Origin of the sequence: Cohnella sp., assembly GCF_041640265.1 — a bacterium.
GTDB lineage: Bacteria > Bacillota > Bacilli > Paenibacillales > Paenibacillaceae > Cohnella.
The window spans coordinates 1-26,983 of record NZ_JBEQAP010000037.1 but is presented as its reverse complement, the minus strand read 5'-3'; the positions used below and the strand labels follow the sequence as shown (position 1 = coordinate 26,983).

Here is a 26,983-nt window from a genome sequence, read left to right as displayed (position 1 = left end):
TCCTAAAGATTACGATCTACGATCAAATCCGACTGCTCTTCAATGAGATAAGCTTCAGGGGTTTGAATATTTCTAGCCTCCGTTATCGAATTTCTGAAGAAGAACAATGGATTCGATTCGTATAGCTTTTGGTCGAATTCGATTTCCGTCTCTCTTGTAACAGTCGTGAGCGGAACCTGATACGTTTTTAACGGCTTGAGCCCGCTGTTCACATTTTGCGGTGTGTTATCGTACTGCCGAATGATAAAAGCCAGCGAGCGCGTCTTCCGATCTTGATCGATGAACGTGATCGATTTCCAAAAACCATAAGGCACTTTAATTTCACACCCTGAATATCGATGTATACCGCAATACTCACTATCCGTATCCTTATGAACGGGGCCTGTGGTAACAATCAATTTTTGGTCATGTCTCACATAATCCAATACCCACTTCTCCAACTTATTCCACACGCCTGAGTTGAACTCATGGTGCTGCAGTATAATGTTAGCCCAACAGAAAGAATCGTAATTCGCTTGCTCCGCTTGTTCTCCCCAGCATACATCATTACGGCGGGTCAAATGACCTCGATCCCAATCGTTCTGCTCGTACAATTCGTTTCCAACCTGATTTTGCACGCCTATCCGAGTATCGTAATGCCAGTCATTATTATCACGCTGAATATCACGATGTCTAGATTGGTCGATAATAGCTGCGGAATAAATAGCGAATTTGGTTTCCTTGTTCATCACGAGGGAGAAGTGAGTATAATGAAAGATTTCTCCATTATTTAACGCATTCTTCTTCGTCCTTCCCATCAATGTTGGGAAAGCAACGGTATATTCGGTTCCAAGAAACTGCGGGTCATACCCTTTCGGAGTCGTCGTCATACACTCAGCAACTTAGCGACAAATTGTTTATTAAATACTTCTGATAATTCGTCCATTACATCTAAGTAGACAAGTCCATTGCCTTCAAGTTTTGGAGAATTTCCTAATGGCACCGTTCTTTTTATTAATTGTGAATACAGCTCACGCTCTGTGAGATTCCGTTCGAAGCTTATATTGACAAGCACTTTTATCAGAGCCATTGCACCGGCAACATGTGGCGTAGCCATGGAAGTTCCGCTCAATGTAGCATATTTTCCGTCTAAATAGGTTGATAAAATTTTCTCGCCAGGCGCCACTAAGTCTAATTCATTGTTTGAATTTGAAAAATTGGAAGAGCGTCTCTCCAAATCAATTGCGCCTACGCTTATCACTTCGTTATAACAACCTGGATAATCAAATTCATCTGTAGAATCAACGCCATCCCCTTGATTGCCTGCGGCACAAATCACAAGAATGTTGTTGGTGACCGCTTTTTGAATGGCTTCATGGAGTTCAGGAAGATCTTCTGGACCGCCAAGAGACATAGAGATGATATCAACTTTTTGTTCTATTGCATAATGAATACCATCAATTATCCATTTGTATTGACCAGAACCATTTTTATCAAGAACCTTGATTATGAGCAGATTAGCCTCAGGGGCTACACCTATTACACCACTATTGTTTTCTGTTGCAGCGATCGTCCCAGCAACATGGGTACCATGCCCATTGTAATCCTTGTATACACCAGTGTCCCCTCCGTCATCGTTCGTGAAGTTTCTTCCGCCGACAATCCGTTCCTTTAAGTCAGGGTGAGTAATATCACAGCCTGTATCCAATATGGCAATCGTTATGCCCTCCCCTTTGGTTTGATCCCAGATCTTTGGGGCTTGAATCATTTCCACACCTTTAGGAACTTCATTGACCTTATCTGCATGATCAATCACTTGAAACGGAATCACATGAATTGTTCGCTCCATTTTTATTCCTCCCTATAAGATTAATAAATTGAAGCCAACCCATGATGTTGCTATTATTTTATCAATTCTAAATAGGATATTACAGTTACCATGGGAGTATATTTGTTATAGAGTACTGGACTATTCTATTCAAATTTGATGTCGATTATTGTCATCTCTATGATGTTAGAAGTTCGTTCAACCATTGGATAACGGCAGCGAACACATCCTCCCGTCCAAGCTCGTTATGAAGTTCATGCCGGAGGCCGGGCCACTCCTGGAATGTACAGAGAGAGCATGCACGTTCGGCAAATTGCCTGCTCGCTTTGATGCAGGTGATTCTATCATCACCTCCGTGAAGAAGGAGCAACGGAACGGACAGTTCCTTGGCTTGGGCAAGTGCCCACAAACCGGCCCGTTGTACGTTGATAAAAAATCTGGCAGTAACCTTCCCGTGACACAACGTATCCTTCTCTATGTTATTCCTGATCATTTCGGAATCGGATGTTACTTGATCTGTTGTCAAGGGACGGGTATTTCTATTTCGAGGGTAAATTCGCTTCAGGATCCGCTCGGCCAAATGCCGCGAAACCCCTTTAGGTACAATCTTAAGCCATGGCCCCGTTACGATCGCTCCGGTCAACTTCGACTTTCGCTTCAGCAAATAATTGATCGTTACGTTCCCTCCCATGCTGTGTCCATAGAGGAATCTTGGCAAGTCCGGGTACCGTCGATCCACTTCGGCGAGCAGAAAATCCACACCATCAAGAAGCGCTTCGTAATAACGGATGTCCCCGCGTTTTCCTTCCGTACGTCCATGCCCGCGTTGGTCGAAAGCAAACACGGCGTAACCATCAGCTGTTAACGTTTCCGCTACATGGGCGTAGAGCCCTGTATGTTCTCCCATCCCATGCACAATTACGATTGTCGCTTTTATATATCGTTCGCCGGCCGGTTTCCATTCGCACCCGAACATCCGGGTTCCATCGATGTACCGCCACTCAAATTCCATGTAAGTCATCAAGTTATCACCTTAATTACTTTTTTAATTAAGGATGTCCAAAAATTTCTTTCTTGCTCCATGGTAATCAATCATTACCTATGAGGCGGACTGTTTTTTTGTTGGTTATTTTTTATGCCCTGACAAATGCTTCTCGGAGGACTATAATAACAGAGGTACGAAATATATCTAGAGATGCTCCTGAGGTGCTTGAATTGACCATTATCGTATATGATTTAGAGATGACCGTAAGACGTAAAAAAGGTCAAATTGCCGAGATCATTGAGATCGGGGCTGCAAAGGTTGGCATGGTTGATGGTGTTCCCCAAATTATCGGGACGTTCCAATCCTTCGTAAAGCCTGTTATCGTCCCGCAATTAACCGCCGATACAACTACCTTTACCGGAATAACACAAGAGGATGTTAACGGCGCCGGCACTTTACCCCAAGTGATCCGCGACTATTCGGAATGGATTGGCTCGGAAGAATATTTCCTGTGCGCATGGGGACCCGACGACCTGCGACAGCTTGTCCAAGAATGCCGGCAGCATCAAATCCAGACGGAGTGGATTGTTAATCACAATAATCTGCAGAAGATGTTATCCAAGGTATACAAGCTTGAGAAGCATCAGCAAATGGGCTTAAAGCCAGCCCTCGAAATGCTTGAAATCCCCTTCGCGGGCTCTCACCACAGGGCACTGGATGATGCATTCAACACCGCGCAAATCCTTGTGAAGCTATATGATCAGTTCCAGTTCCGCCATAACAAGCTTAGCGAGGAACCGCGAGTGGATAGCGAGGTTGTGTACAAAACAGACCATTACGAAAACCTGCCATTCGCAGGACTAGCCAATTTGTTTCCCGAACAGCAAAAGTAGCCCCGAAGCAAAGCAACGAGGCTACTTTTGAGTATGTTTATTCATTGCTGCTCGACATCCAAGCTTCCTTCAGCAGTCTTAGAGGAGGCTGGGCTAACAGCTCAAAGCGCACACTGTCCCACGCTTTAAGCAGCAGGCGCTGCAGCTTCCAAGCCGCATGACCTGCAACTTGCACGACTAGACCATACTTTGCCGTGCGTGCAACCCCCCAGGAAACCCCATCCGGAATTCCCGTCAGCCCTTCTATCCTTTCCCGAACCTTTGTGACGACCTCTGGTGTAATAAGATCAGAGAAAACAGACAAAGCACCCATGTGAGTAAAGCTTCCGAAGCATCCGGCACTATCGATCGGCAGTAACGCAGGCTCCCATTTTTGACGCTGATAATGAATAAGCTCATCTTTGTATTTCACCGAAACCTTGGCATCATAGGTTTGGAAGCGGAAAGCCTCTCCTCGCGATAACCTGCCCGGACAGAAGATATCGCTTAATACGCATACCGAGCGCTCCTCCAATTCAATAACCGTCTCGGACACGAACCTTGCATCGCGGAACAGCATAATTGGCTCAGGAATCCACTCCAGCACAGCGCCTTTCTCTAACGAAAGCCGCTGTACAATTTTAGAGTGGCCAGCCTCGCATGGATGCACTCGCGTATAGGCCTGATTGGTTACATAGAGCTTGGAATCCTCCTCAACATGCCAATCGAACAGATAGCTGTCTCCTTCCAGCAGGCCTGGCGAGCCGTCCATCTGAACAACCGCAAGCTGCAGATTGCCGCCAACATTTAAGGGAAAAGTCTTGGCAATCTTAAGCGGAGAGGTATGGTATCGGGATTTGAGCTCCGTTCTTCCACCCCTCAGCCCCGCAACCGCGCGCAGCTCCGACAATCTCTCAACTATAGGGAGCTTACCGCTCGTATTCTGGACTGCCGCGACTGATACCATAGCGTTAAACTACGGCCGCATGGCGACCCGTCTCCTGCTCCACCCATCTTGTAACGACATCGAGCCCCTGGCCGCCGAATAGATTCGTGAACACGAATGGTCTCTCTCCGCGCATATGGCGGGAATCATGCTCCATCACCTCTAAGCTAGCGCCTACATAAGGTGCAAGATCGATCTTGTTAATAATAAGCAGATCGGATCTCATGATGCCGGGACCGCCTTTGCGCGGAATTTTCTCCCCTTGGGCAACGTCGATAATATAGATAAATCGGTCAACAAGCTCCGGACTAAAGGCAGCCGCCAGATTATCTCCACCGCTTTCAATCAGGATCAAGTCCAAATCGGGAAAGCGATGCTCCAGCTCTTCTACCGCTTCGAAATTCATGGAAGCATCCTCGCGAATAGCCGTATGCGGGCAGCCTCCTGTCTCAACCCCGATGATTCTATCGTTAGGCAAACAGCCTGAGTCGGACAAAATACGCGCGTCTTCCTTGGTATAGATGTCGTTCGTTATGACGGCCAGATTAATCTTATCCTTCAATTGAAACGCCAATTGTTCAACTAGCTTAGTCTTCCCGGATCCAACCGGACCTCCGATGCCGATTCTCATCGGGCGACCGCTCTGAGCCGCCGGCGTTTCCCATTCGTGATGATGATGTCCTTCTTTTCCTTGGCACATTAGCGATCCCTCCGCAATTTTTCATTTTTCTAGATCAAGACATAAACAAGCGGGAATATAAGGTTTCATGGCGAATCATGGCTAGCTCTGACAGCGGCATCCCGCTATACGCCTCCGAAGGATCCATACCGCTGACAGCTCCCCATGCTTCCGCTATTGCCGGGAATAAAGCCGCCGTCAACCGCTGCGCTTCCGTCTGTCCCATTGAGATAAGCCGCAGAGCCGCGTTCACGCTGGTAGCGACCGAGGTATAAAGGTACCCTTCTGCCGCTTGCCGCAGCGGAACCCTTAGCGTGTGACAGATGATTCCGTATACAAGCGGAAAGCTGCCAAAGCTGCCCCCTGCTCGAATCGTTTCTTGCAGAGGACGGAAGTTCACCCCTGGATACAGCTCAGGAGCGAGCCGAATTAATCTTCGGCCAATCTTCTCCATCCCATCCCGGGATTCCGGAGCTAATCTTTGGAAATGGACGAGCTTCTCAATTTCATAAGCGTATAAATAGTTTCCCTCATTACCGTGATCGCCATCGGCATAGACTGCTTTAACAATCATCAAATCACTAGTCGCCCAGCTGTGCCGCAGCATGCCCTCTAAGTAGGAGCGCAAGCTTGCTCCATCACTTACCCTGCCGTCTTGCACGAGCGATTCCAATCCGAAAGAATGAGCGAAGCTGCCGATAGGCAGCGCGGAATCCAGCAGCAGCTGTAAGCTTAGCCAAGTGTCTGGCCTTTGCTCGCCGCCGTTACTCTCTAACACTACGATCCGCCTCCCTCCCCTATTCAATTCTTCATCAGAATAAGAAGTACCTTTGGGCCATGGGAACAACCGAGACAGGCTCGCAAATCGCCAGCTCACCATCAACCATAACCTTGTACGTATCCGGATCCACTTCGATATGAGGAGTTGCGCTGTTCCGGATCATGTCCTTCTTCCCGATATTCCTGCAATTCTTAACCGGTTCAATTCTTTTCTGCAGGCCAAGCTGCTGAGGAATCCCTTTATCGAATGCCACTTGGGAAACGAAGGTAATCGAGCTTTGCGTCAGAGATCTGCCATAGGATGCGAACATCGGTCTCCCGAACACCGGCTGAGGCGTTGGGATGGAAGCGTTAGGATCGCCCATCTGGGCGTGCGCGATGCTTCCGCCCTTGAGAATCATATCGGGTTTAACCCCGAAAAAGGCACGGCTCCAGATGACGATATCCGCAAGCTTGCCAATCTCGAGCGACCCCACTAGGTGAGATATCCCATGTGCGATAGCGGGATTAATCGTGTATTTGGCTATATACCTTTTTATCCGTTCATTGTCTCCCTGCTCATCGTCTCCATCCAAAGGACCTCTTTGCATTTTCATCTTATCCGCTGTTTGCCATGTCCGAATAATGACTTCTCCTACTCGGCCCATCGCTTGCGAATCAGAGCTGATAATACTGAATGCGCCAAGGTCATGCAGAATATCTTCTGCAGCAATGGTCTCAGGGCGAATACGGGAATCCGCGAACGCGACATCTTCAGGAATCCTGCTATCCAAGTGATGGCAGACCATCAGCATATCCAGATGCTCCTCGATCGTGTTTACCGTAAAAGGTCTGGTAGGGTTAGTCGAGGACGGAATGATATTCGACTCGCCTGCCGCTTTAATAATATCGGGAGCATGGCCGCCTCCTGCTCCTTCAGTGTGGTATGTGTGAATCGTTCGGCCCCCAATCGCACGCAAGGTGTCTTCTACAAACCCCGCCTCATTGAGCGTATCGGTATGAATCGCCACCTGCACGTCATATTGATCAGCCGCAGATAGACAAGCATCGATCGCAGCAGGAGTCGTTCCCCAATCCTCATGCAGCTTGAGACCGATCGCTCCAGCCTCAATCTGCTCAATTAACGGAGGCAGTGTCGAGGCATTCCCTTTACCCAGAAATCCAAGATTCATCGGGAAAGCTTCTGCAGCCTCTAACATCCTTCTCAGATGCCAGGCACCTGGCGTACATGTCGTAGCGTTCGTCCCTGTAGCTGGGCCGGTTCCTCCTCCGATCATTGTTGTAACGCCAGAGGATAACGCCGTCTCAATCTGCTGCGGACAAATGAAATGAATGTGGGAGTCTATTCCACCAGCCGTTACGATTTTCCCCTCTCCGGCAATGACTTCCGTACTCGCGCCGACAACCATATTTGGATCAACACTATCCATAATATCAGGATTTCCTGCCTTGCCGATTCCGACAATGAGGCCATCCTTAATTCCGATGTCCGCTTTCACAATGCCTGAATGGTCTATGATGACGGCGTTGGTTATCAGCGTATCCAGAACACCCTCGCTTCTTACTGCACGGCTGGATTGGCCCATCCCATCGCGAATAACCTTGCCCCCACCGAACTTGCACTCGTCGCCATATACCGTATAATCACGTTCCACTACTGCCCAAAGCTCCGTATCTGCCAGCCTTATAGCATCGCCGGCCGTCGGACCGAACATTCCCGCGTAGTTCTGCCGATCCATGCGCATAACCGCTTTCCTCCTCGGTATCCGTTACGATGTGTATGTAAATCCGCCTATTCGTTTACTTTAAGGACTTCCATTCTTTCAAACGGTCAGCAACCTCCTGAGGCATTTCGCCTGAAGCAATACCGTTAGAGAGGGCGTTTAAGCCGTAGGAGAGCTTTGCACCGCCAAGCTCCGTTAGTATAATCGGCTTCTCCTCACCAGGCTCAAAGCGAACAGCAGTGCCCGCAGGAATATTTAATCTCATTCCAAAGGCTAGCTCCCGAGGAAAATCCAGCGAACGGTTTACTTCAAAAAAATGAAAATGTGAGCCTACCTGCACAGGTCGATCTCCTAGATTATTGACCATCATTTCTAATGTGCGTCTTCCTGCGTTTAGCTCCAGCTCTCCAGCCTTCACCCTTATTTCTCCCGGATTCATCTGCCGCAATCCCCCTTGGTATGATCAAATCAGCTCGGATATGGACATATCATTAAGGTATCGGCTGATGTACCGTCACCAGCTTGGTTCCATCTGGAAAAGTCGCCTCAACCTGTACCTCATGGATCATCTCCGGTACACCCTCCATCACTTGATCCCGGGAAAGCAGCGTTGTTCCGTACGCCATCATCTCAGAGACAGATCTGCCGTCCCTTGCTCCTTCTAGAATGGCGGACGTGATAAGTGCGATGCATTCCGGATAGTTGAGCTTTACTCCGCGAGCAAGCCTTCGATGCGCCAAGTCCGCCGCTACCGTAATAAGCAGCTTTTCTTTTTCCCGTTCGGTAAGATTCATGCCACATCCCCTTCCTCCAGCTTTCCTCCCATTATAGGAAACAGATACGGATAAGTAAATAACTCATGTCATATTTTATTACATTATAAATTAATAATTTGTAGATATTTACTATTGATAGTCAATTTATAACGCGAATATAACATGCGATTAACCAATAAGACTTATCTGGTCAATCCCTCCGCTTTTGTGATAAAATCAAGGATATGACAAATTCGATGATCAGAAAGCGAGGGGCTATCGTTGGCTAATAAAAAATTACGTTCAGATATGATCACCAAAGGCTTTGACCGCGCTCCACATCGCAGCTTATTACGTGCTGCTGGCGTTAAGGAAGAGGATTTCGGCAAGCCTCTTATAGCAGTCTGCAATTCTTATATCGATATCGTTCCCGGGCATATCCACTTACAGGAGTTCGGTAAAATCGTTAAGGAAGCTATTCGCGAAGCAGGCGGCGTTCCATTCGAATTCAATACCATTGGCGTAGATGATGGAATTGCGATGGGCCACATCGGCATGCGCTACTCTCTTGCAAGCCGCGAGGTCATTGCAGACTCCGTTGAAATTATGGTTAATGCTCACTGGTTCGACGGTATGGTATGTATCCCCAACTGTGACAAAATCACCCCAGGTATGATGATGGGTGCTCTGCGCGTTAACATCCCGACGTTGTTCGTCAGCGGCGGACCCATGAAAGCGGGTAAAGACTCCACAGGTAAATCCATTTCCCTTTCCAACGTTTTTGAAGGCGTTGGCGCTTTCCAAGCCGGTAAAATCAACGAACAAAGCTTACTGGAGCTCGAGCAATACGGCTGCCCGACTTGCGGCTCTTGCTCTGGTATGTTCACCGCCAACTCCATGAACTGTCTTGCCGAAGTGCTCGGACTGGCTATGCCAGGGAACGGCACAATACTTGCCATTGCTCCTGAGCGTAGAGAATTCGTTAAACAATCCGCTAAACAACTGATGGAGCTGATCAAGCTAGACATCAAACCTCGTGATATCGTAACCAAAGAAGCGATCGATAATGCGTTCGCGTTAGATATGGCTATGGGCGGTTCAACCAATACCGTTCTTCACACGCTGGCACTTGCGATTGAAGCTGGTATCGATTATCCGATTGAACGTATCAATGAAATCGCGGAGCGGGTACCTCATTTGGCTAAGATTGCTCCAGCCTCCGATTGGCACATCGAAGATGTTCATAATGCTGGTGGCGTAAGTGCAGTAATCAATGAGCTTCTGAAAAAAGAAGGTGCGCTCCACGGAGACTGCATCACTGTAACCGCCAAAACACTTCGCGAAAATGTCGCGGGCTGCGAGATCTTGAATACCGAGGTCATTCATACAATTGATAACCCACATACAGCGCGCGGCGGACTAGCTGTCCTGTTCGGTAACTTAGCGCCAGACGGCTCTATCGTTAAAGTCGGTGCAGTCGACAAATCCGTCGGCGGCTACCACAAAGGACCAGCGATTTGTTTCGACTCCCAGGATGAAGCTTTAGCCGGTATCGCTAACGGCAAGGTCAAAGAGGGACATGTTGTCGTCATCCGTTATGAAGGACCGAAAGGCGGACCTGGAATGCCGGAAATGCTAGCTCCTACATCGCAAATAATGGGAATGGGCCTTGGCGCAAAAGTTGGCCTCATCACAGACGGTCGTTTCTCAGGCGCATCTCGCGGTATCTCCATCGGTCATATTTCTCCGGAAGCTGCAGACGGAGGTCCGATTGCATTCGTTTACGATGGCGACACCATTGAGCTGGATCTTAACAATCGTTCGATCACTCTGCAAATTTCCGACGAAGAAATGACTCGCCGCCGCTCCGAATGGAAGGGCTTTGAGCCAAAGATCAAACGCGGTTACCTTGCACGTTATTCCGCAATGGTTACCTCCGCAAGCACTGGCGGCGTAATGAAGATGTAATTTCCCTTATGCCAAATTGCAATTAAAAAAGTAGTAATAAACTAATAAAAATGGTTGAGCAACCTCTGCTCAACCATTTTTTTGCATATTAACTTCATTCAAGTACATATCTAATGTTGGGACAGTCCCATTATTCATTATATAAGCTTCCCTAACGTTTCCTCTTCAAATTCAACTGAAGCCGGCTTCGTCTCAAGGTTAAGCTTCTGAATCGGATTGTCTGTCTTCACGGACCCCTCACGCTCCGGACGGCGCCGGACCCTAGTCTCATCTGCCCAGGTCAACAATATTTCCCGAGGCATAATAAGCATACGCGGGGTCATGGATTCACCTTTAGCTCGAACTCTCTCGCTTCCTTCAGGATGGATGACGCGCATCAATATTCGCAAATATATATTCGTTATCCAGGAGAACAAACCGCGCGGCAAGTCATATGTGCCATATCCGAGTGATTCTGCGCCGCGGTGTACCATCGACACGCCATAAAGCGCCTTTACTTTGTCTCCGCTTGGGATAACCGCCAATTCTCTCGCCATATCCGGAAGAGCCTTCTCCATTTCGCGAATGATCTTAATCCCTGTCTGCAGAGCCGATCGAGAATTCATTCCAAGATCGAACAGCATTTGATTCTCGAAATGGATTTCCATAATGTAATCCCCTGAATGCAGCGTCGTTTCTGCCCGCAAATCCAATGGTGGCCCTGCATATCGGCGAATCCGGTAATTAAAGAACTTACCATCCCCCACGGGGCTCAAACGGAACAAAATATGAAATACCTTTTCCCATAACAACCATCCCGTTACAATGACCTTCTTAATCGGACCAATGGAATGGCCCTTCTTTTTATCGCCTGCGGAATCATCGCTCTTCATAACAGCTCTCCTCACGGGCGTTTGATTGCTTCTCCTTTTGGCTCGCTTCCTCTCCGTTAGCTCGATCATTTCATCGATCCCAACAAAGCGGTAGTCCAGCTTACGTCCATCGTCCAAGATTCGTTCTAAAGCCGATATCGTGTTGGCAGGCGCATCCTTATCAGCACCAAAGGTAATACCGCAATCATGCAAGAGGAACACTTGGCCTGGCTTGAGCTTCCTTCTCATTCGCCTGTACAATTTGTCTGCATTAACCCTTTTGCGCCAATCCCCAAATAACGAGGTCCACAATACAATCTGCAAGTATCCCAGGTTCGCATAATCAAATACATTCACAATTCCCCAAGGAGGACGGTAATACATCGGTCTCGTGCCCGTAATCTTCTTGATAACGTCCGAGGTGCGGTCAATCTGACGCTTGACGGATCGCGGACGCATGAGCCAGTTCGTATGATGGACAAAATTATGTATGCCGATGATGTGACCTTCTTCATGTATTCGCGCAATAATATGAGGGTTTTGTTCCGCATTTTCTCCAACTACGAAAAAAGTCGCCCTTGCTCCCTGTCGCTTAAGTAAATCGAGCAGCTTAGGCGTATATACCGGGTCTGGGCCATCATCAAAGGTTAGCGCGATTTCCTTGTCCGTCTTGCCGCGCATAAATACTCTGAAGCCAAAAATCCGGCTCACCAAAGCCGGCAAAAAAGCATAAAAAGTCAAAAAATAAAAACCTATCCAAAGAATGAATTCCATGCCTTCCCCACCAACTTGAAGTCATATTTAGAAGAGCGTGCGGTTCTGTGCCTGTCTTCTATTTTATCATAAGGGACTTCAAAATAGGCATCCTTGTAGGCATCTTTTTTGTAATCGTGTACAATAAACGTTAAATAGACATTTGCGAGCTTTTGGTACTCTTAATGGAAAAGGTGGATTGCAGGATGTTATCGCTATATCAGAAGTATTGGCGCACCGTATTTGACATTGGCATCATCGCTTTAACCGTCTGGCTTACGATGTACATATTCAGCTATTTGTATAACCTTGCTACACCCGTATTCTTATCCTTTCTCGTTTTTTGGATCATCGAGCCGCTTGCGAGGCTGCTGAACCGCTGGGGCTTGCGCAAGTCAATAGCCTCCGGTATTAGTGTCTTGCTGTTCACCTTAGTTATACTAGCTATTTTCGTCGGGCTCGGATTCGTTTTCACACAGCAGATTATTCAACTAAGCGAGGATCTTCCGAAGTATACGGCTCAGTTACAGGAGCAAATATCGAATATTACTGGCAATTTGCAAGGACGAATAGAAGCCTTACCACCAGGAATCGAAGATAAGCTTAACGATGCAATTACCTTTGTTACGAATCAGGGCGCAACTTGGGCAGGCGTGTTCCTAACCTGGTTGGCTGGGTTTCTAACTTCTTTCTCTTCATTTGTCCTTAATTTCTCAATCGCGATCATACTCGCCTATTTCTTAAGCTTGGAGATTGAGACCTGGAAACAACTCAGCAAAGAAAGATCGCCCAAAACACTCAAAATTGCCTTTGAGTTTCTGCGCAACAACGTTTTCAAAGGGATCGGCGCCTATCTTAAAGCCCAAGGCAAGCTAATCAGCATAACGTTCGGGGTTATCTTTGTCGCCCTTCTCGCGCTCGGCGTCAATAACGCCTTCTCCATTGCGCTGCTTGCAGGATTTTTCGATGTTCTTCCGCTATTAGGCGTAAATACTTTGTTTATCCCTTGGATCGCTTATTTATTTATTACCGGCGAAACTAATCTTGCGATTTGGCTAACGGGACTTCTGCTAGTTGTCACACTTACGAGACAAATTCTCGAGCCGCGCATCACGGGACAAACGGTCGGAGTCTCCGCCTTTACGATGCTCGCCTTCATGATGGTGTCCTTGTCGCTGTTCGGCGTGGCCGGACTCATACTCGCTCCAATTCTCATGATCTTGCTTAAAGCTCTATACGACCAAGGGTATTTCAACAAATGGATTCGTTATCCCAGGGAGGAATTCATCGTTCCCCCGCTCGCGCCGCAGCAGTCAGAGCTTGTTGTTCCAGCTGATAAAGACCGTCCATAATCTCGCCGAATACAGAAGCTGCACGATTACGAAGTCCTGCAGGCTGATCTTCAATCAATACAGCAATCGCATACCGCGGTTGTCCTTTAGCAGGCCCGTAACCGATGAACCACTGATCGTTGCGGGCTTTTTGCTTTCCAGCCAACTCTGCTGTTCCCGATTTCCCCGCGAGCGGCCACGCGGTCCCCTCTAATGCCTTGCTAGCCGTTCCTTTATGAACAACTGCCTGCATCCCTTTTCGAAGAAGCGCAGCCGTGCGCGGCTTAATCTGACCATAGTTTGACTCAGCGCCTTGAACAGACAACGAGGTCATCAATCCACCGTCCGCATAACGAATATTTTTTACAAGTCTGGGGGCATATACCTTACCGTTATGCAAGATGGAAACAATCATATTCGCCGCTTGCAGCGGAGTCACTCTAACATCTCGCTGGCCAATGCCTGTTCCTGTCCTCACTCCCCCATCCTGCGCGGATGTGCGGTCCAGAAAAATGCTGCCTGCTTGTTCCTCCCCCAACAATCGCAATGGCTTGCCATCGGTAAACCTCTCGGTGCTCCAACCGACCAGCCTCCCTAAACCCAAGCGCTCGCCAGTGATTTGTATCCATGCAGGGTCCATTCTCTCGGCTAATTCCGCAAAAACGACGTTACACGACTCGGCAAAAGCTTCTTCAAGGGTTAATGCGCCGTGTCCTTCTTCTCTCCAGCATTTCAGCCCATATTTACCATAATGCCCATCACAGTGAAATACCTCATCCCATGTCGTAACACCTGATTCCAGCGCTGCGGCTAATGTAACGGTCTTAAAAATAGAGCCCGGAGGAGCTGCAATTAACGCACGATTCCTCTCATCTGTGTTCTCCGCTCCAATATGATAGGGATTGAGACGAGGAAGAGACACCATGGCCATTATATCTGCATTCTGCGTATCTAGAACTACAGCCGCTCCTTTACTTATCCCGTATTTATTCATCGCCTTCTCTACGACGTGTTGAAAATCCAAATCTAATGTTGTCGTCACCTGCAAAGGGAAGTGTGGATTTACAGGAGCCGCCATTCTTAATCCGAGACCTTCCAAAGGTCGCCTTGTTGCGTCTGTAATCTGAATTACCGTTGTAGGTGCGATTCCTTGTATAAGTCGATCCATCGATTTCTCTAAACCAGATCCGCCTATTGTATTCGTCACATCCATATGATGGCTGGAAATCTGTTTCTCGTAAATTTTTCTCACTCTCTCAGGGTGTTGAGAGACATAACCGATTGCATGAATCGGAGTGAAGTCTGCTGGGTACCGGTTACGAAAAGGCAGCACAGCTACACCAAGCAATTTCGCCGATTCAGCAATTCCGATCTGCTCATCTGACAGATGCAACGCCCGGGTGGAATGAGCTTCCTTCCATACTTCAGGCTCTCGCAATTCAGTTAACCAGCTATCTAGCTCCTCCGCTTTTACCCCAAGTGAGGATGCTAGCCGTTCTACATCCTCTTTTCTCCCGCGCATCATGCCATCGTCAGGAAACGCCGCTAAGCTCTGTACGGAGACACCTGTTATCAGCCGCCCATTACGGTCTCGGATTTGTCCGCGTCCTGTATCAAGCAGCAGCCCATCCGACCTTTGTAGAACGGCACTTTGAATAAGAGAGCCGCTCATGGTATGAGCACCGCCAAACCCAAGCTGAAGCCAAGCTAAACGCGCACCCTCGACACCGAACAGAATGGCAAAGAATAACAGCACATGCAGCCCTCTAATCGCCCATACTCGTGACATCACTTACCCTCCCGCTCCCTCTCTTTCTCTCTATTATTCCCATATAATAAAAAAAGCAGACAAGGATTTCTCCTCATCTGCCTTCATATGGCACCCTTTTATTATGAGACTGTAAACCTGCTTAACGACTCACGCAGTTGATTCGATACAGCTTCCAGCCGGTTGGACAATTGCACCAAACCATCGCTAATGTTCAGTTGTTCGTTACTCAGTGAAGCTACTTGCTCCGATGTCGCAGAGGCTTCCTGCGCAACGGCGCTGACGTTAGTCATTGCCATCGATAAAGTAGATTGCGCATCCTCCAGATTACGTACAGAATCGGTAGCCGATTCTAAGCGGCTAACAAACCCGCTCATATTGTCTTGAACTGTGATAAAAATCGTGTTAGCTTCGCGAACGGATTCGATTTGTTCTTGGAAGATCGGGTAAGCTTTCGATAAGACGGATACCGTTTCGTCGATTTCACGAGAGATATTTTCTACGATTCCGCCAACAACTCCGATGGACTGGCGCGATTGATCCGCCAATTTGCGAATTTCATCCGCAACTACCATAAAGCCTTTACCTGCTGCACCCGCTCTTGCTGCCTCTATCGTAGCGTTTAATGACAATATATTCGTTTGCTTCGAGACGTTACCCAGCACATCAAGAATTTTGCGAATCGAATATGTACTTTCCTTAAGCTTGTCGACTTTCTCTACCATCGACCGGGTCATTTCTTCCGTCTGTCCGGTTTTCTGGATAAGAGTTCCCATATAATCCGAGCCTTTACGTCCGGCTTCTTCAACTTCATTAGCTGACTGACCCATTTCGACATTTGAATGGATAACGGATTGTACTTGCGAACCGATATGTACAGTTAAATCTGTACCCTTCTCCGATTCAATCGCTAAGTTTGTTGCGCCATTAGCGATCTCTTCCGTTGCCACGGCAATTTCCTTCGCGGCAATTGCGGTCTTACGGGAAGATTCAGTCAGGGAGGCAGCCGTATCCAGCACCTCTTGGGCCGACAAATTCGTTTGGCGTACGAGAGCGGTAATTTCTTCCATCATACGATTAAAGCTATCCGAAACCTGCCCAATCTCGTCTTTCTTACGAATAGTCGAGCGAACGGTCAAGTTGCCTCTTTCGCCTTCGTTCATAAGCGTACGAAGTTGAGCAAGCGGGCGACCTACCGTTAACATGACGATTAGCCCAATTCCGCCTGCGATGAGAGCAGCGATCAACGACATCAACAACGTAAGATTGCTAATGGCTTTGGCATCCTTAACTAACGCGGATACTGGAATATTACCAATCAGCTTCCATTTATTATTGTCTAGAGTACCCGATGATGACAAGACCTTCGTTCCATTGATATCAATAGTTGAAGAACCGTCTTCTCCAGGTAATTCATATTCATATTTACTTCCCCACTTCGTAGCATTCGGGCCGTATACAATGGTGTTGTCCGTTGCGACAATGTAGGAGCCGCTTCCTTCACCGAATTGAACGCTTGTCATATGCTCAGCCAGAACCTTGGTCTTGATCTCAAGAATGAGATAATAAGCCTTGCCTTGGTTCAATGCGCGACCTATGGCTAGCGTTGGAGCACTCCGGCTGCCATCTATTCCTTTTGCCATCGTTGGAATCCATACCGCTTTACCGTTACCTTCTTTGATGCTTTCTAGTATCGTTGATCCATTAAGATTCTCTCTGTTGATCGAGCTTCCAGTAGTCATGAGCTGATCATTCGCATCCATAGGAATTAACGATATGGATTCATAGCTGGAATCCGCCATTGCAATACTGCTCAGCTTCTCTGTCAGCTGACGCGAGGTATCGAAGAGCTCGTAATCGTCTTTAGTAATTCCCATAGCGTTCAGCAGATTCATGAAATTGTTGTCGGTAATAAATTGCAGCGATTGCCTCTCATATCCATCTAATAATAACGAGAATTTATCAGCCGTCTGCTGAGCAGTTTGGCTGCTAGCGTCGGAGACCTTACTTTGGATAATAGAGCTTGATTTCGAGTAAGAAAACCAACCCAACGAAAGGACGCACGCAAGGATACTGCAAAAAATGAGTAGAAATAGCTTCATTCCAACGGAACGAATAGGATTCTCAAACTTTGTATCCTTAAGCTGTCCTCCCATACGTTTTGATAAACCGCTTACACCCTGTGTTGCTTTCTTCCATTCAACCGACCCCAAACGCTCACGTAACGATTTTTTCATTCGATGTAACCCTCCGACTATGTAGTGACAGCTGACTGACGGCAATTAATAGACTTGTCGAACTACTTACTACGAGTAGATTCGACAAGTCCGGACAAAATCCCTTTTGTTTATTAAAAATAATTTATATTAATCGTTTTCTCATGAGATCAAGCGGGGCAACAGGCTGTATGGTAGCGATCTTGATTTTCTGCAGCGGATGGCGCGCGACGGTCAGCGAGTTCCCCTCTTCATCTGTAATCTCTGTAACCTGCTGGACAAACTGTCTTCCTCCAGGTCCGAAGAACTCCACTTCCATACCGGGACGGAAAGGACTCCGTTGCTGAATCGTGGCAACACCCGTCGCATCATCATAATCGGTCACAACTGCCGCGAAATCATATGGGGCTGGCTTCTCTTCAGCTTCGTAGATATGCTCCTCTGCCCCTGGAACCGCATAGAAAAACCCTGTATTTAGCGGCCGGTTGGCTGCTTTCCCAATATCCTGGACCCACTCCGGTCTCAATTCATATCCTTCCGGATTGGCCATATACGCATCAATAGCTTGACGATATACGTTAACAACGGAGGCTACGTAATGAATGCTTTTCATTCGCCCTTCGATTTTGAAGCTATCTACCCCTGCTTCAATAAGATCCGGGATATGCTGTATCATGCATAAGTCTTTGGAGCTCATTGAAAAAGCGTTTTGACCCGGTGCGGCAATGGATTGCTCATCCGCATGCAGGTCGTACTTCCAACGGCAGGATTGGCAGCAGCCTCCTCGATTGGAATCCCTATCGGTAAAATGGTTGGATAAAACACAGCGTCCCGACACGGAGGAGCACATAGCTCCGTGAATGAATACCTCAAGCTCCACGTCAACACGAGCTTTCATTTCCTGAATTTCCTCCATCGTCGTCTCGCGGGCTAGCACGACCCGAGGTAAACCCTCTTCTTTCCAGAACTGAACAGCCTGCCAATTCATCGTCGACTGCTGTGTGCTCAGATGCACTTCCAGCTTAGGGGCGACCTTCTGAGCGGTTTCTACAATAGCAGGGTCCGCCGCAATAATTGCCGCTATGCCCGCATCCTCTAACTGCTTAAGATAATCGGAAACACCGGCTAAATCCTCCTGATGGGCATAAATATTCGTTGCGACAAATACTTTAGCGCCATATTTGGCAGCGAATTCAACGCCTTCACGCATTTCCTCAAAGCTGAAATTGTCCGCATTAGAGCGCAAGCCGTATTTTTGGCCGCCGATATATACCGCATCCGCGCCATAGTGTACAGCAAATTTCAGCTTTTCTAGACTTCCGGCTGGCGCAAGAAGCTCTGGCTTGGCTAAGCGCTGCCTTTGCCCCTTCACGCGCGGCAGCTCTTGCGTAAGAGATTGACTCATCACTATACCCTCCTTGCGATTGTTATTAATAAACCTGTTCCTTGTACAAAAATCCGAATCCGAGCTCTCGATCAGGGTTTTGCAGCTGCTGAATAGGAGTTAGCCATAGCGGGTTAAAGCGGTATTCGTTTGGATCAGCTGCATAAATATCTAATACCTGGCGGTAGCTCCTCAGTACCGTTTCATTATAATCATCTGATTTAAGCAGAGCTTCGATATATAAGCTATCGACATTCGCTTGAATCAACTCCGGAAGAACCTCTAACAAGCATATATCATCGGGACTCATCACATGAGTTCCGTTATTATCCTCGTATACCGGGAATTTCTCATCTGGCCGTTCCGCCTCAACCAGGAAAAGACCTTCGTCTGCCCCTTTACGAACAAGGGAGGCTTCGCGTCCTAGATGCTCAAGATAACTCTGAACGAGATTACGGTGGGAATGATAAATATTCGTCATCCCATGAACCTGAATCTGTATTTCCATGGCTGCTTCATTTTTCAGCGCTATAATTTCTTCCTCATTTAATTCTCTTGCGACTACGGCACGCGCTGCTCCTCGTCGCCCCCAATAGGAAGCTGCATGCGAGTTCGTTCCGGTCATCTCCGCATTCCAATGCAGGGTCAGGCCGGGAGCAAACTGACGGACATTCATCAGAACAGCTGGATCACCGAATACGACCGCATCGGCCTCAGCTTCTTGCACAGCTTTTAGGTATTCCGGCAGCCATTCAACCTCATCGTTGCGAAATAGCTTGTTCATATTTACATATGCCTTAGCCCCAAGACGATGAGCTTTTGCAATGACTTGTTTCAGCTCGGATTGCGGAATGTCCGCTGGCTGTCGCATGCCGAATCGGGATTCACCGATGAGCACAGCAGTCGCGCCAGCTTGGATTAATCGTTCCATTTGTTCATGAGAACCGACGCTTATAAGCAATTCAGGAATTGAAGCTGATATGGTGACACACCTCCCTAGAAATCTTCGACCCGGTGAACTTTCAAGAGCACCATGCAGGTGTCTCCAGAAGTTCGCCGGGTCGGGGCGCGTTCAATTAACGCGTCGTGATTATTTTTTGACGTTCTTTTCACTAAGCCGAATATTTTTTTGATGCTGACTATAGGTTACTGCGAACAAATGGGAGTTTGTTCCGTCTTTTTTCGTTACGTAGTACAGGTAATCCGTCTCATCTGGATAAAGCGCAGCCTCGATGGATTTGTAGCTTGGGCTTGCGATAGGCCCCGGCGGCAGACCTGCTTGTAAATACGTGTTGTATGGACTTTCAACCTTCAAGTCCACCTCCAGCAACCGTTCCTTCTGCTTATCTAACAAGTATTGGATCGTGGCATCGATTTGCAGCGGCATCTTTATCTTCAGACGATTCTGGATGACACTGGATACAATCGCACGCTCTTCATCCAACACGACTTCACGTTCAACCAATGATGCGATCGTAAGAAGCTCATGAACAGTTAAGCCCCGCTCCTCGAGCGTAATCTGCCAATCCTCAGGAAGCTGGTCTATTTTATGATCAAGCTCGGAAAGCATCCGATTAATAATATCTGTCTCCGTGCTGCCTCGCTTCATCTCATACGTATCAGGGAATAAATAACCCTCGAGAGGGAATCTTAAATTGTTGGTCGTTGGAATCGATTTCGTCCATGATGAACCCGTAAATTGTGAAGTTTGGCTTGCGGTTTCAGTGAATTTATCCTTGTTCACGTCACCTGATTCTGCGAGCCTTGAAGCGATTTGCTGAACGGTAAACCCTTCCGGAATGGTGAATCGGGTCGTTGCCTGGGCAATAATATCACCGTTATTCAGCTTTGCAACGATCTGCTCGCGAGTCATTCCCGGGGTCAACTCATATACCCCTGCTTGGAAACGCGAGCCTTCGCCTTCGATTTTCAACCAACCGCTGAATAGAAAAGCACTGCGTATGAGTCCATTTTGTTCCAGCAACTCCGCCACCTTCTGAGCGCGCATCCCCGAGGTAATAGTTACCTCGATTGGCGTACTTGAGGAAGCAGCAGGACGAAGACCGTTCCATAAATAAAATAATGCACTTGCAGCTAAGGACAGCACTAATGCAAGTGCAATTAAAAAGGACCATAGTAAGACGCGCGGCTTGCGGCGAGCAGGTGCAGATGCCAATTTCGTTGCTCCTGGCTGAGCAGCAGCTGTAGAGCGCATAGGGGCTTCATTCGGATTCATATAGGATCGATTAGCCGCTTCCGTCGCGGCGGCCGCTTCGGTTTCACCTGATAACTTCTTTTCTTCGCCGTTCACTGTATTGCCGTACACGGACTTCCAGCCTTCGCTTGATGACTTATTATCTTTTTCCACGCCTATCCCCCTCCAGCAAGCCCAGTATTCGTAAAAAAGAGCGGTTGCCCGCTCTCTGTTCTTCGAATACCTTAAGGCTGGTCATCACTGCCAAATTGAATATCATCGTAAGCTTCGGCAACTAGCTCCCACTCGTCCTCATCCGCGATCGATTCAAGCCCGATTTCTCCATCAGGCTCCATCACGATACGAAATACTTCAATTTCATCGTCTTGAAGCATAGCTTCTGATTGCAGCACTGCGTAACGCTTAGAATTAAGGGTCAGCTCAGTTAATATTCGAAAGGGCTGAGACACACCATCTTCCCCTTGCAGGTCTACATAGTCACCGTATATTTCTTTGAGAGTTGGAGTATTGCTCCGACCTTCGCTTTTATCTGTCATTTAAATATCCTCCTGAACCAGGCGCAGCGATTAGGTTAGCCTTTGTTTTCTTCGGCTTCGTCGAATTCACCGATCAAGGTATTGAAGGTTTCTTCCACCATATCCCATTCTGCTTGGTCCTCAATAGGGAACAATTGAATGTCTTCGTTCTCTTCCTGATAACGGAATGCGAATACTTCCTGCTCTTCGTCACCGTCTTCTTCAGCCGGTACAACCATTAAATACTTGCGGTCTGTACCATCATCCAGCTCAAAACGCATAATGACCTCGAATGCCTCTTCATTACCTTCGTCGTCTGGGATGTAAATAATCTCTGCTTCTTCTTCTTCATGGTTGATGATTTCATCTGTCATGACAATCCCTCATTTCGGTCGTGAGTCAAGATAATTTTGCAATAAAATCGCCGCTGCCATTTTATCGATAACTTGTTTACGCTTGCGCCGGCTAACATCAGCTTCAATTAAAGTACGCTCTGCGGCTACAGTTGTAAGTCTTTCATCCCATAGCTTTACAGGTAAACTTATTGTCTGCCTCAGCCGCTCTGCAAATGCTATGCAATATTCTCCACTGGGGCCGACTGTTCCATTCATGTTCTTCGGCAGTCCGACGACTATGGATTCGACTTCATATTCCTTTATCAATTCCGCTATCCGTCCCATTGCATCCTTGACCAGCTTCTGGTCGATAACCTCCACACCTTGAGCGGTCCATCCGAACAAATCGCTCATGGCAACTCCAATTCGTCTTTCCCCGTAATCCAATCCCATGATACGCATAGACTAACGGTTCTGCTGAAGATAGAAACGAACGAGTTCTTCGATTAATTCGTCGCGCTCCTTCTTGCGGATCAGACTGCGGGCATTATTATGACGCGGGATATACGCAGGATCGCCCGAAAGCAGGTAGCCAACGATCTGATTGATGGGATGGTACTCTTTGTCCAATAGGGCATCATGCACCGTAAATAAAATGTCACGGGCAGATACTTCGTGGGGATCCGCCACAACGTCAAACTTGACCGTCTGGTCTAGATGGTTCTTGTCTGACGAGCTCATCTCCAGCACCTCGCTTTCACTGACCAACTCAAAATAACTTATAGTCATAATAACATATTCTTCATGGGACAGGAAATTTGTGACACAAAATTACAAGTGAATAAAGGGAGTGCTGTTGGACAACTCCCTTTAAATGCATAGTTATTTCCTAGAAGCTTGAGCCAGAACGAGCTGCTCTGCCGCTTGAAGCGCTTCGGCCAATTTGGAAGGATCTTTCCCGCCGGCTTGGGCTAACTCTGGTTTGCCGCCGCCGCCGCCGCCGCAGATTGCCGCGATTTCTTTAATAAGCTTGCCGGCATGAAGCCCTTCTGCAATTAAATTCGGTGTTACTGCAACTACGAGGTTAACCTTGTCATCTGCAACCGCGCCAAGCACGAGTACAGCTGATCCAAGTTTCGCCTTTAATTCGTCGGCAACGCCGCGCAGAGTGTCCATGCTGCCCGCATTCACTTGAGCGGCTAGCAAAGTTACACCGCCTACAGTCCTCGCCTGTCCAACAAGCTCAGCAGCCTCCAAGCGGCTTAGCTTGCCTTGAAGCGATTCATTATCGCGTTGCAGCTGGCGTACCTCGCCTTGTACGGCTTCAATCCGTTTAGTGACATCCGTCACCCCGCATTTCAATTGTGCGGCAGCACTTTTTAATACGCTAAGCTGCTCATCCAAGAAGTTATACGCATTGCGTCCAGTCACCGCTTCTATGCGGCGAACTCCAGATCCGATTCCGCTCTCACTGACAAGCTTGAACAATCCGATTTGCGATGTATTACGAACGTGACAGCCTCCGCACAGCTCCAAGCTGTAGTCGCCTACGCGAACTACGCGGACGATATCGCCGTATTTCTCGCCGAACAGAGCCATCGCGCCCATCGCTTTCGCTTCGGCTATCGGCTTGAACCCGATATCGAGCTCAGTTCCGATCCAGATTTGCTCGTTCACACGGCGCTCTACCTCTGCTAACTCTTCTGCAGTAATAGCACCAAAGTGAGAAAAGTCGAACCGTAAACGTTCAGGTTCTACAAGGGAGCCTGCTTGATTAACGTGATGGCCAAGTACGTCCTTAAGCGCTTGGTGAAGCAAGTGAGTTGCGGTATGGTTGCGAACGATATCACTCCGCTCTGAAGCATTGACGGAAGCCGTCACCCTATCGCCGACCTTGAGCGCACCAGCCGAAACAATAACCTGATGAACGGACTGGCCATGCGGAGCTTTGCTTAAGCCGATCACTTCAGCTGTAACTCCATTACCGCTAAGTACTCCGCGATCGCTGACCTGACCGCCGCTCTCCGCGTAGAACGGAGTACGATCAAGCATTACCAGCACCTTCTCGTCTACTCCAGCAGCATCGACGAACCGATTGTCCGCGACAATAGCCGTTACACGTGCTTCTTCAGTCAATCCGTCATACCCGACAAATTCCGTTTTCTCGGTATATTCTGCCAATGGACCGCCCTGAACCTTCATGCTTTCTGTCTCTTGACGGGCGGAACGAGCACGTACGCGTTGCTCCTGCATAGAAGCATCGAAGCCTGAGCGATCGACTGTCATCCCTTGCTCGGATGCATAATCCTCGGTCAAATCAAAAGGAAAGCCATAGGTATCATATAACTTAAACGCATCCGGTCCGGAAATTTCTTTCTTACCATCGGCACGCGCCTTCTGACTCAAATCGGCCAAGATAGCTAGCCCGTCGGATAGGGTTTCATGGAAACGCTCTTCCTCTGTGCGAATCACCTTCACGATGAATTCACGTTTTTCTGCAACTTCAGGGTAATATACGCCCATTACATCGCCGACTATAGGAACAAGCTCCCACAAGAACGGACGATCCACGCCGAGCACTTTACCGTAACGAACCGCGCGGCGAAGCAAACGGCGAATAACATAGCCGCGACCTTCATTCGATGGCAGAACCCCGTCTCCAACGGAGAAGGCTACTGTCCGAATATGATCGGCGATAACCTTTAATGCGATATCCTGCTCCTCGATCTCTTTGTATTTCACATTTGCAATTTCGCAAGTGCGTTCGATCATCGGCATGAACAAATCTGTATCGAAGTTGGAGTCTACGTCCTGCAATATGGAAGCGAAACGCTCAAGTCCAGCACCCGTATCGATGTTCTTGTTCGGAAGCGGAGTATAGCTGCCGTCCTTGTTATGATTAAATTGTGAAAACACAAGGTTCCACACCTCAAGGAAACGTTCATTCTCCCCGCCAGTCGTACAATCAGGATCAGAGAGATCGCCGTATTTGTCCCCGCGATCATAGAAAATCTCCGTGCAAGGTCCGCATGGGCCCTCGCCGATATCCCAGAAATTATCCTGCAGCTTAACAATCCGCTCCGGCGGCAGACCGATTTTCTCCCTCCAGAACTGATAGGCTTCTTCGTCCTCAGGATAAACGGTAACGGAAAGCTTCTCGGGATCGAAGCCAATCCACTCAGGATCCGTCAAGAACTCCCATGCCCACGTAATCGCTTCTTCCTTAAAATAATCCCCAATCGAGAAGTTGCCGAGCATTTCGAAGAAAGTGTGGTGACGACGGGTTTTACCGACATTCTCGATATCGTTCGTGCGGATGCACTTTTGCGAGTTCGCGATTCTCGGATTTTCCGGAATGACTCTTCCATCGAAATAAGCCTTCAAGGGAGCCATCCCTGCGTTAATCCATAATAGGGAAGGATCGTTATGGGGCACAAGCGGTGAACTCGGTTCGATATTGTGACCTTTACTTGCGAAAAACTTCAGCCATTTGCTGCGAATTTCAGCGGCTTTCATTGGTTTCATTACTTAACTCCTCCTCTTAAATGCTCCAAAAAATAAAAAAAACGCCCCTTAAATCAGGGACGAAAATTTTCGCGGTACCACCCTGGTTATTACATTCCTAAAAATGCAATCTCCTCTTAACAGGGATAACGGCCCTAACCGGCGGATTTACACCGCACTCCGAAACCAGCTTCCCGAACCCTTCACAATGAAGATTCTCCCAGCCACGGTGTTTCCTGTCCATTCGGATAGGAAGCATTCGCGGAATCTCCTCTCTGGCATTGCGGTCTGTAAGGTACTTATGTCTCGTCAACGTTTTCCTTTATAATCATCATATTGAATTATAGACAACGTTTTTCAACGCTGTCAAACGGTTTTTCTGTGAATGTAATATGCGGACACATGCTGGATGATAACTTTCATTGCAGCATAGAACGGGACAGCGAGAATCATCCCAATAACTCCCGCTAAATGACCGCCTATCAGCAGCACCAGAATAATCGTTAGAGGATGCATTTTCATCGATTTTCCAACGACCTGGGGACTGATTACATTACTCTCAAGATTTTGGCAGATCATGTTGACGATGATAACCATTAGTACCATTTTCCAAGAAATTGTTGTAGCCATAAGAAGAGCAGGCAGCGCTCCAAAGAATGGTCCCAAATAAGGGATAATGTCAAACAAGGAAACAAATCCAGCCATTAGTAGCGGATAAGGCATACCTATGATCAGATACCCGATATATGCGAGTACACCAATGCAAAGGGAAACAATAAGCTGACCGCGTATGTAGCTGCCCAAAGCTTCATCGATATCTTTCAATAGCCTTACTGTATGTTTCCTGTGCGATCGAGGGACGTATTGCAATGCTGCCCGTTCGAATACATCTAGATCCTTCATCATGTAGAAGGCTAGGAACGGAACAATCATCGCGATAAACAAGACGTTTACCAGCGCTCCGAGATTGTTCAGAATGTCGGCGATCCTCTGCTCGATTTGCTTCTCCAGGCCGCTTAACGATTTGTTTATCCCATCCCTTACACTGCTCGGCAACACGTTGTTATTGTTAAAATGATCTACCATACTTTGCGCGCGAACGGTTAGCTCCGGCATATGCTCACTAAGCTCCTCGACCTGGTTCATAAACATCGGAATCACATTCATCAGAATAACGACGCACACCGATATGAAAACCGCATAGATAAGGAGAACAGCTGCCGTTCGCGGAACCTTGCGGCCATGCAGAAGGTTTACGATCGGATTCAGCATATAAGAAATAATCATCGCTACGAGGAAGGGCGCCAACACCGCTTTGAGGAACTCATAGACCGATAACAGCATAGGTCGCACCAGCACTAAAAGAAACAAGATCAACAAGCAGAGTATGGCGTAGACAAGCACAGTAAACAACCGGCTTTGGGCAAACCGCCCCACAATTCCACCTCCCATATTTCCGTACCATGCCAATAGGCTCTTTCAAAGTATATGTACTTGTCCATTCCAATAAACCAACTCAAATAAAAAAGCGCTCCGATCCCCAATTAGGAGACTTCGAAGCGCTTCAGTAAAGCTTATTTACATACTGTTAGAGA

At 47.8% G+C, this 26,983-nt stretch carries 24 protein-coding genes; 3 read left to right on the top strand and 21 right to left on the bottom strand.

Translation table 11 applies throughout. The annotated features are described in order from the left end of the window. Positions 1-2 precede the first annotated feature (2 nt). From ACESLK_RS21485 to ACESLK_RS21475, 3 genes are all read right to left on the bottom strand, one after another. Positions 3-869, bottom strand: coding sequence for a DNA/RNA non-specific endonuclease (locus tag ACESLK_RS21485; protein ID WP_373231760.1), 867 nt, complete (start codon positions 867-869; stop codon positions 3-5). Next, on the bottom strand, positions 866-1,828 hold the full coding sequence (locus ACESLK_RS21480; RefSeq protein WP_373231759.1) for a S8 family peptidase: 963 nt from the start codon (positions 1,826-1,828) through the stop codon (positions 866-868). The genes ACESLK_RS21485 and ACESLK_RS21480 overlap by 4 nt, the downstream gene beginning before the upstream one ends. A gap of 157 nt (positions 1,829-1,985) precedes the next feature. Then, complete coding sequence (locus ACESLK_RS21475; RefSeq protein ID WP_373231758.1) at positions 1,986-2,828, bottom strand: alpha/beta hydrolase; 843 nt, start codon at positions 2,826-2,828, stop codon at positions 1,986-1,988. Positions 2,829-3,022: 194 nt separating this feature from the next. On the opposite strand from ACESLK_RS21475, the gene ACESLK_RS21470 reads away from it, so the two are divergent. Further along, entirely contained in the window at positions 3,023-3,685 is a 663-nt protein-coding gene (locus tag ACESLK_RS21470) for a 3'-5' exonuclease (RefSeq protein ID WP_373231757.1), read from the top strand. 37 nt (positions 3,686-3,722) lie between these two features. Here ACESLK_RS21470 and ACESLK_RS21465 read toward each other — a convergent pair whose 3' ends face one another. From ACESLK_RS21465 to ACESLK_RS21440, 6 genes are all read right to left on the bottom strand, one after another. After that, positions 3,723-4,631, bottom strand: a complete 909-nt coding sequence (locus ACESLK_RS21465; RefSeq protein WP_373231756.1) for an urease accessory protein UreD — start codon at positions 4,629-4,631, stop codon at positions 3,723-3,725. A 4-nt stretch (positions 4,632-4,635) separates the two neighbouring features. Further along, positions 4,636-5,310 (bottom strand): urease accessory protein UreG, encoded by a 675-nt coding sequence (gene ureG / locus ACESLK_RS21460; RefSeq protein WP_373231755.1) that lies wholly within the window; start codon positions 5,308-5,310, stop codon positions 4,636-4,638. A gap of 34 nt (positions 5,311-5,344) precedes the next feature. Beyond that, positions 5,345-6,067: an urease accessory protein UreF gene (locus tag ACESLK_RS21455; RefSeq protein ID WP_373231754.1), complete on the bottom strand. Its 723-nt coding sequence runs from the start codon at positions 6,065-6,067 to the stop codon at positions 5,345-5,347. A gap of 34 nt (positions 6,068-6,101) precedes the next feature. Then, a complete protein-coding gene (ureC, locus tag ACESLK_RS21450; protein WP_373231789.1) occupies positions 6,102-7,808 on the bottom strand; it encodes an urease subunit alpha in 1,707 nt (568 codons plus the stop codon). A gap of 61 nt (positions 7,809-7,869) precedes the next feature. Then, positions 7,870-8,232, bottom strand: coding sequence for an urease subunit beta (gene ureB / locus ACESLK_RS21445; RefSeq protein ID WP_373231753.1), 363 nt, complete (start codon positions 8,230-8,232; stop codon positions 7,870-7,872). 52 nt (positions 8,233-8,284) lie between these two features. After that, positions 8,285-8,587 (bottom strand): urease subunit gamma, encoded by a 303-nt coding sequence (locus tag ACESLK_RS21440; protein ID WP_373231752.1) that lies wholly within the window; start codon positions 8,585-8,587, stop codon positions 8,285-8,287. 243 nt (positions 8,588-8,830) lie between these two features. On the opposite strand from ACESLK_RS21440, the gene ilvD reads away from it, so the two are divergent. After that, complete coding sequence (ilvD, locus tag ACESLK_RS21435) at positions 8,831-10,516, top strand: dihydroxy-acid dehydratase (protein ID WP_373231751.1); 1,686 nt, start codon at positions 8,831-8,833, stop codon at positions 10,514-10,516. 137 nt (positions 10,517-10,653) lie between these two features. Here ilvD and ACESLK_RS21430 read toward each other — a convergent pair whose 3' ends face one another. Beyond that, a complete protein-coding gene (locus tag ACESLK_RS21430; protein WP_373231750.1) occupies positions 10,654-12,078 on the bottom strand; it encodes a polysaccharide deacetylase family protein in 1,425 nt (474 codons plus the stop codon). Positions 12,079-12,326: 248 nt separating this feature from the next. Between ACESLK_RS21430 and ACESLK_RS21425 the strand changes: the two genes are divergently transcribed. Then, positions 12,327-13,472, top strand: a complete 1,146-nt coding sequence (locus ACESLK_RS21425; protein WP_373231749.1) for an AI-2E family transporter — start codon at positions 12,327-12,329, stop codon at positions 13,470-13,472. On the opposite strand, the gene ACESLK_RS21420 is transcribed toward ACESLK_RS21425, so the two are convergent. The 11 genes from ACESLK_RS21420 to ACESLK_RS21370 form a co-directional block, all read right to left on the bottom strand. Continuing rightward, positions 13,405-15,240, bottom strand: coding sequence for a peptidoglycan D,D-transpeptidase FtsI family protein (locus ACESLK_RS21420; RefSeq protein ID WP_373231748.1), 1,836 nt, complete (start codon positions 15,238-15,240; stop codon positions 13,405-13,407). The genes ACESLK_RS21425 and ACESLK_RS21420 overlap by 68 nt on opposite strands. Before the next feature lie 101 nt (positions 15,241-15,341). Further along, positions 15,342-17,456 (bottom strand): methyl-accepting chemotaxis protein, encoded by a 2,115-nt coding sequence (locus tag ACESLK_RS21415; protein ID WP_373231747.1) that lies wholly within the window; start codon positions 17,454-17,456, stop codon positions 15,342-15,344. A 124-nt stretch (positions 17,457-17,580) separates the two neighbouring features. Continuing rightward, the gene (locus tag ACESLK_RS21410) at positions 17,581-18,840 is read right to left on the bottom strand and encodes a peptidase U32 family protein (RefSeq protein WP_373231746.1); all 1,260 of its coding nucleotides are present in this window, start codon (positions 18,838-18,840) and stop codon (positions 17,581-17,583) included. 25 nt (positions 18,841-18,865) lie between these two features. Next, the gene (locus ACESLK_RS21405; protein ID WP_373231745.1) at positions 18,866-19,750 is read right to left on the bottom strand and encodes a peptidase U32 family protein; all 885 of its coding nucleotides are present in this window, start codon (positions 19,748-19,750) and stop codon (positions 18,866-18,868) included. A 159-nt stretch (positions 19,751-19,909) separates the two neighbouring features. Then, positions 19,910-21,187, bottom strand: a complete 1,278-nt coding sequence (gene mltG, locus ACESLK_RS21400) for an endolytic transglycosylase MltG (protein WP_373231744.1) — start codon at positions 21,185-21,187, stop codon at positions 19,910-19,912. A 71-nt stretch (positions 21,188-21,258) separates the two neighbouring features. Beyond that, positions 21,259-21,570: a DUF1292 domain-containing protein gene (locus ACESLK_RS21395; protein ID WP_373231743.1), complete on the bottom strand. Its 312-nt coding sequence runs from the start codon at positions 21,568-21,570 to the stop codon at positions 21,259-21,261. 35 nt (positions 21,571-21,605) lie between these two features. Beyond that, complete coding sequence (locus ACESLK_RS21390) at positions 21,606-21,923, bottom strand: DUF1292 domain-containing protein (protein ID WP_373231742.1); 318 nt, start codon at positions 21,921-21,923, stop codon at positions 21,606-21,608. 9 nt (positions 21,924-21,932) lie between these two features. Continuing rightward, positions 21,933-22,346, bottom strand: a complete 414-nt coding sequence (gene ruvX / locus ACESLK_RS21385; RefSeq protein ID WP_373231741.1) for a Holliday junction resolvase RuvX — start codon at positions 22,344-22,346, stop codon at positions 21,933-21,935. A 3-nt stretch (positions 22,347-22,349) separates the two neighbouring features. Continuing rightward, complete coding sequence (locus ACESLK_RS21380; protein WP_373231788.1) at positions 22,350-22,625, bottom strand: IreB family regulatory phosphoprotein; 276 nt, start codon at positions 22,623-22,625, stop codon at positions 22,350-22,352. A gap of 141 nt (positions 22,626-22,766) precedes the next feature. Further along, on the bottom strand, positions 22,767-25,400 hold the full coding sequence (gene alaS, locus ACESLK_RS21375; protein WP_373231787.1) for an alanine--tRNA ligase: 2,634 nt from the start codon (positions 25,398-25,400) through the stop codon (positions 22,767-22,769). A gap of 354 nt (positions 25,401-25,754) precedes the next feature. Beyond that, entirely contained in the window at positions 25,755-26,825 is a 1,071-nt protein-coding gene (locus tag ACESLK_RS21370) for an AI-2E family transporter (RefSeq protein WP_373231740.1), read from the bottom strand. Positions 26,826-26,983: the final 158 nt, after the last annotated feature.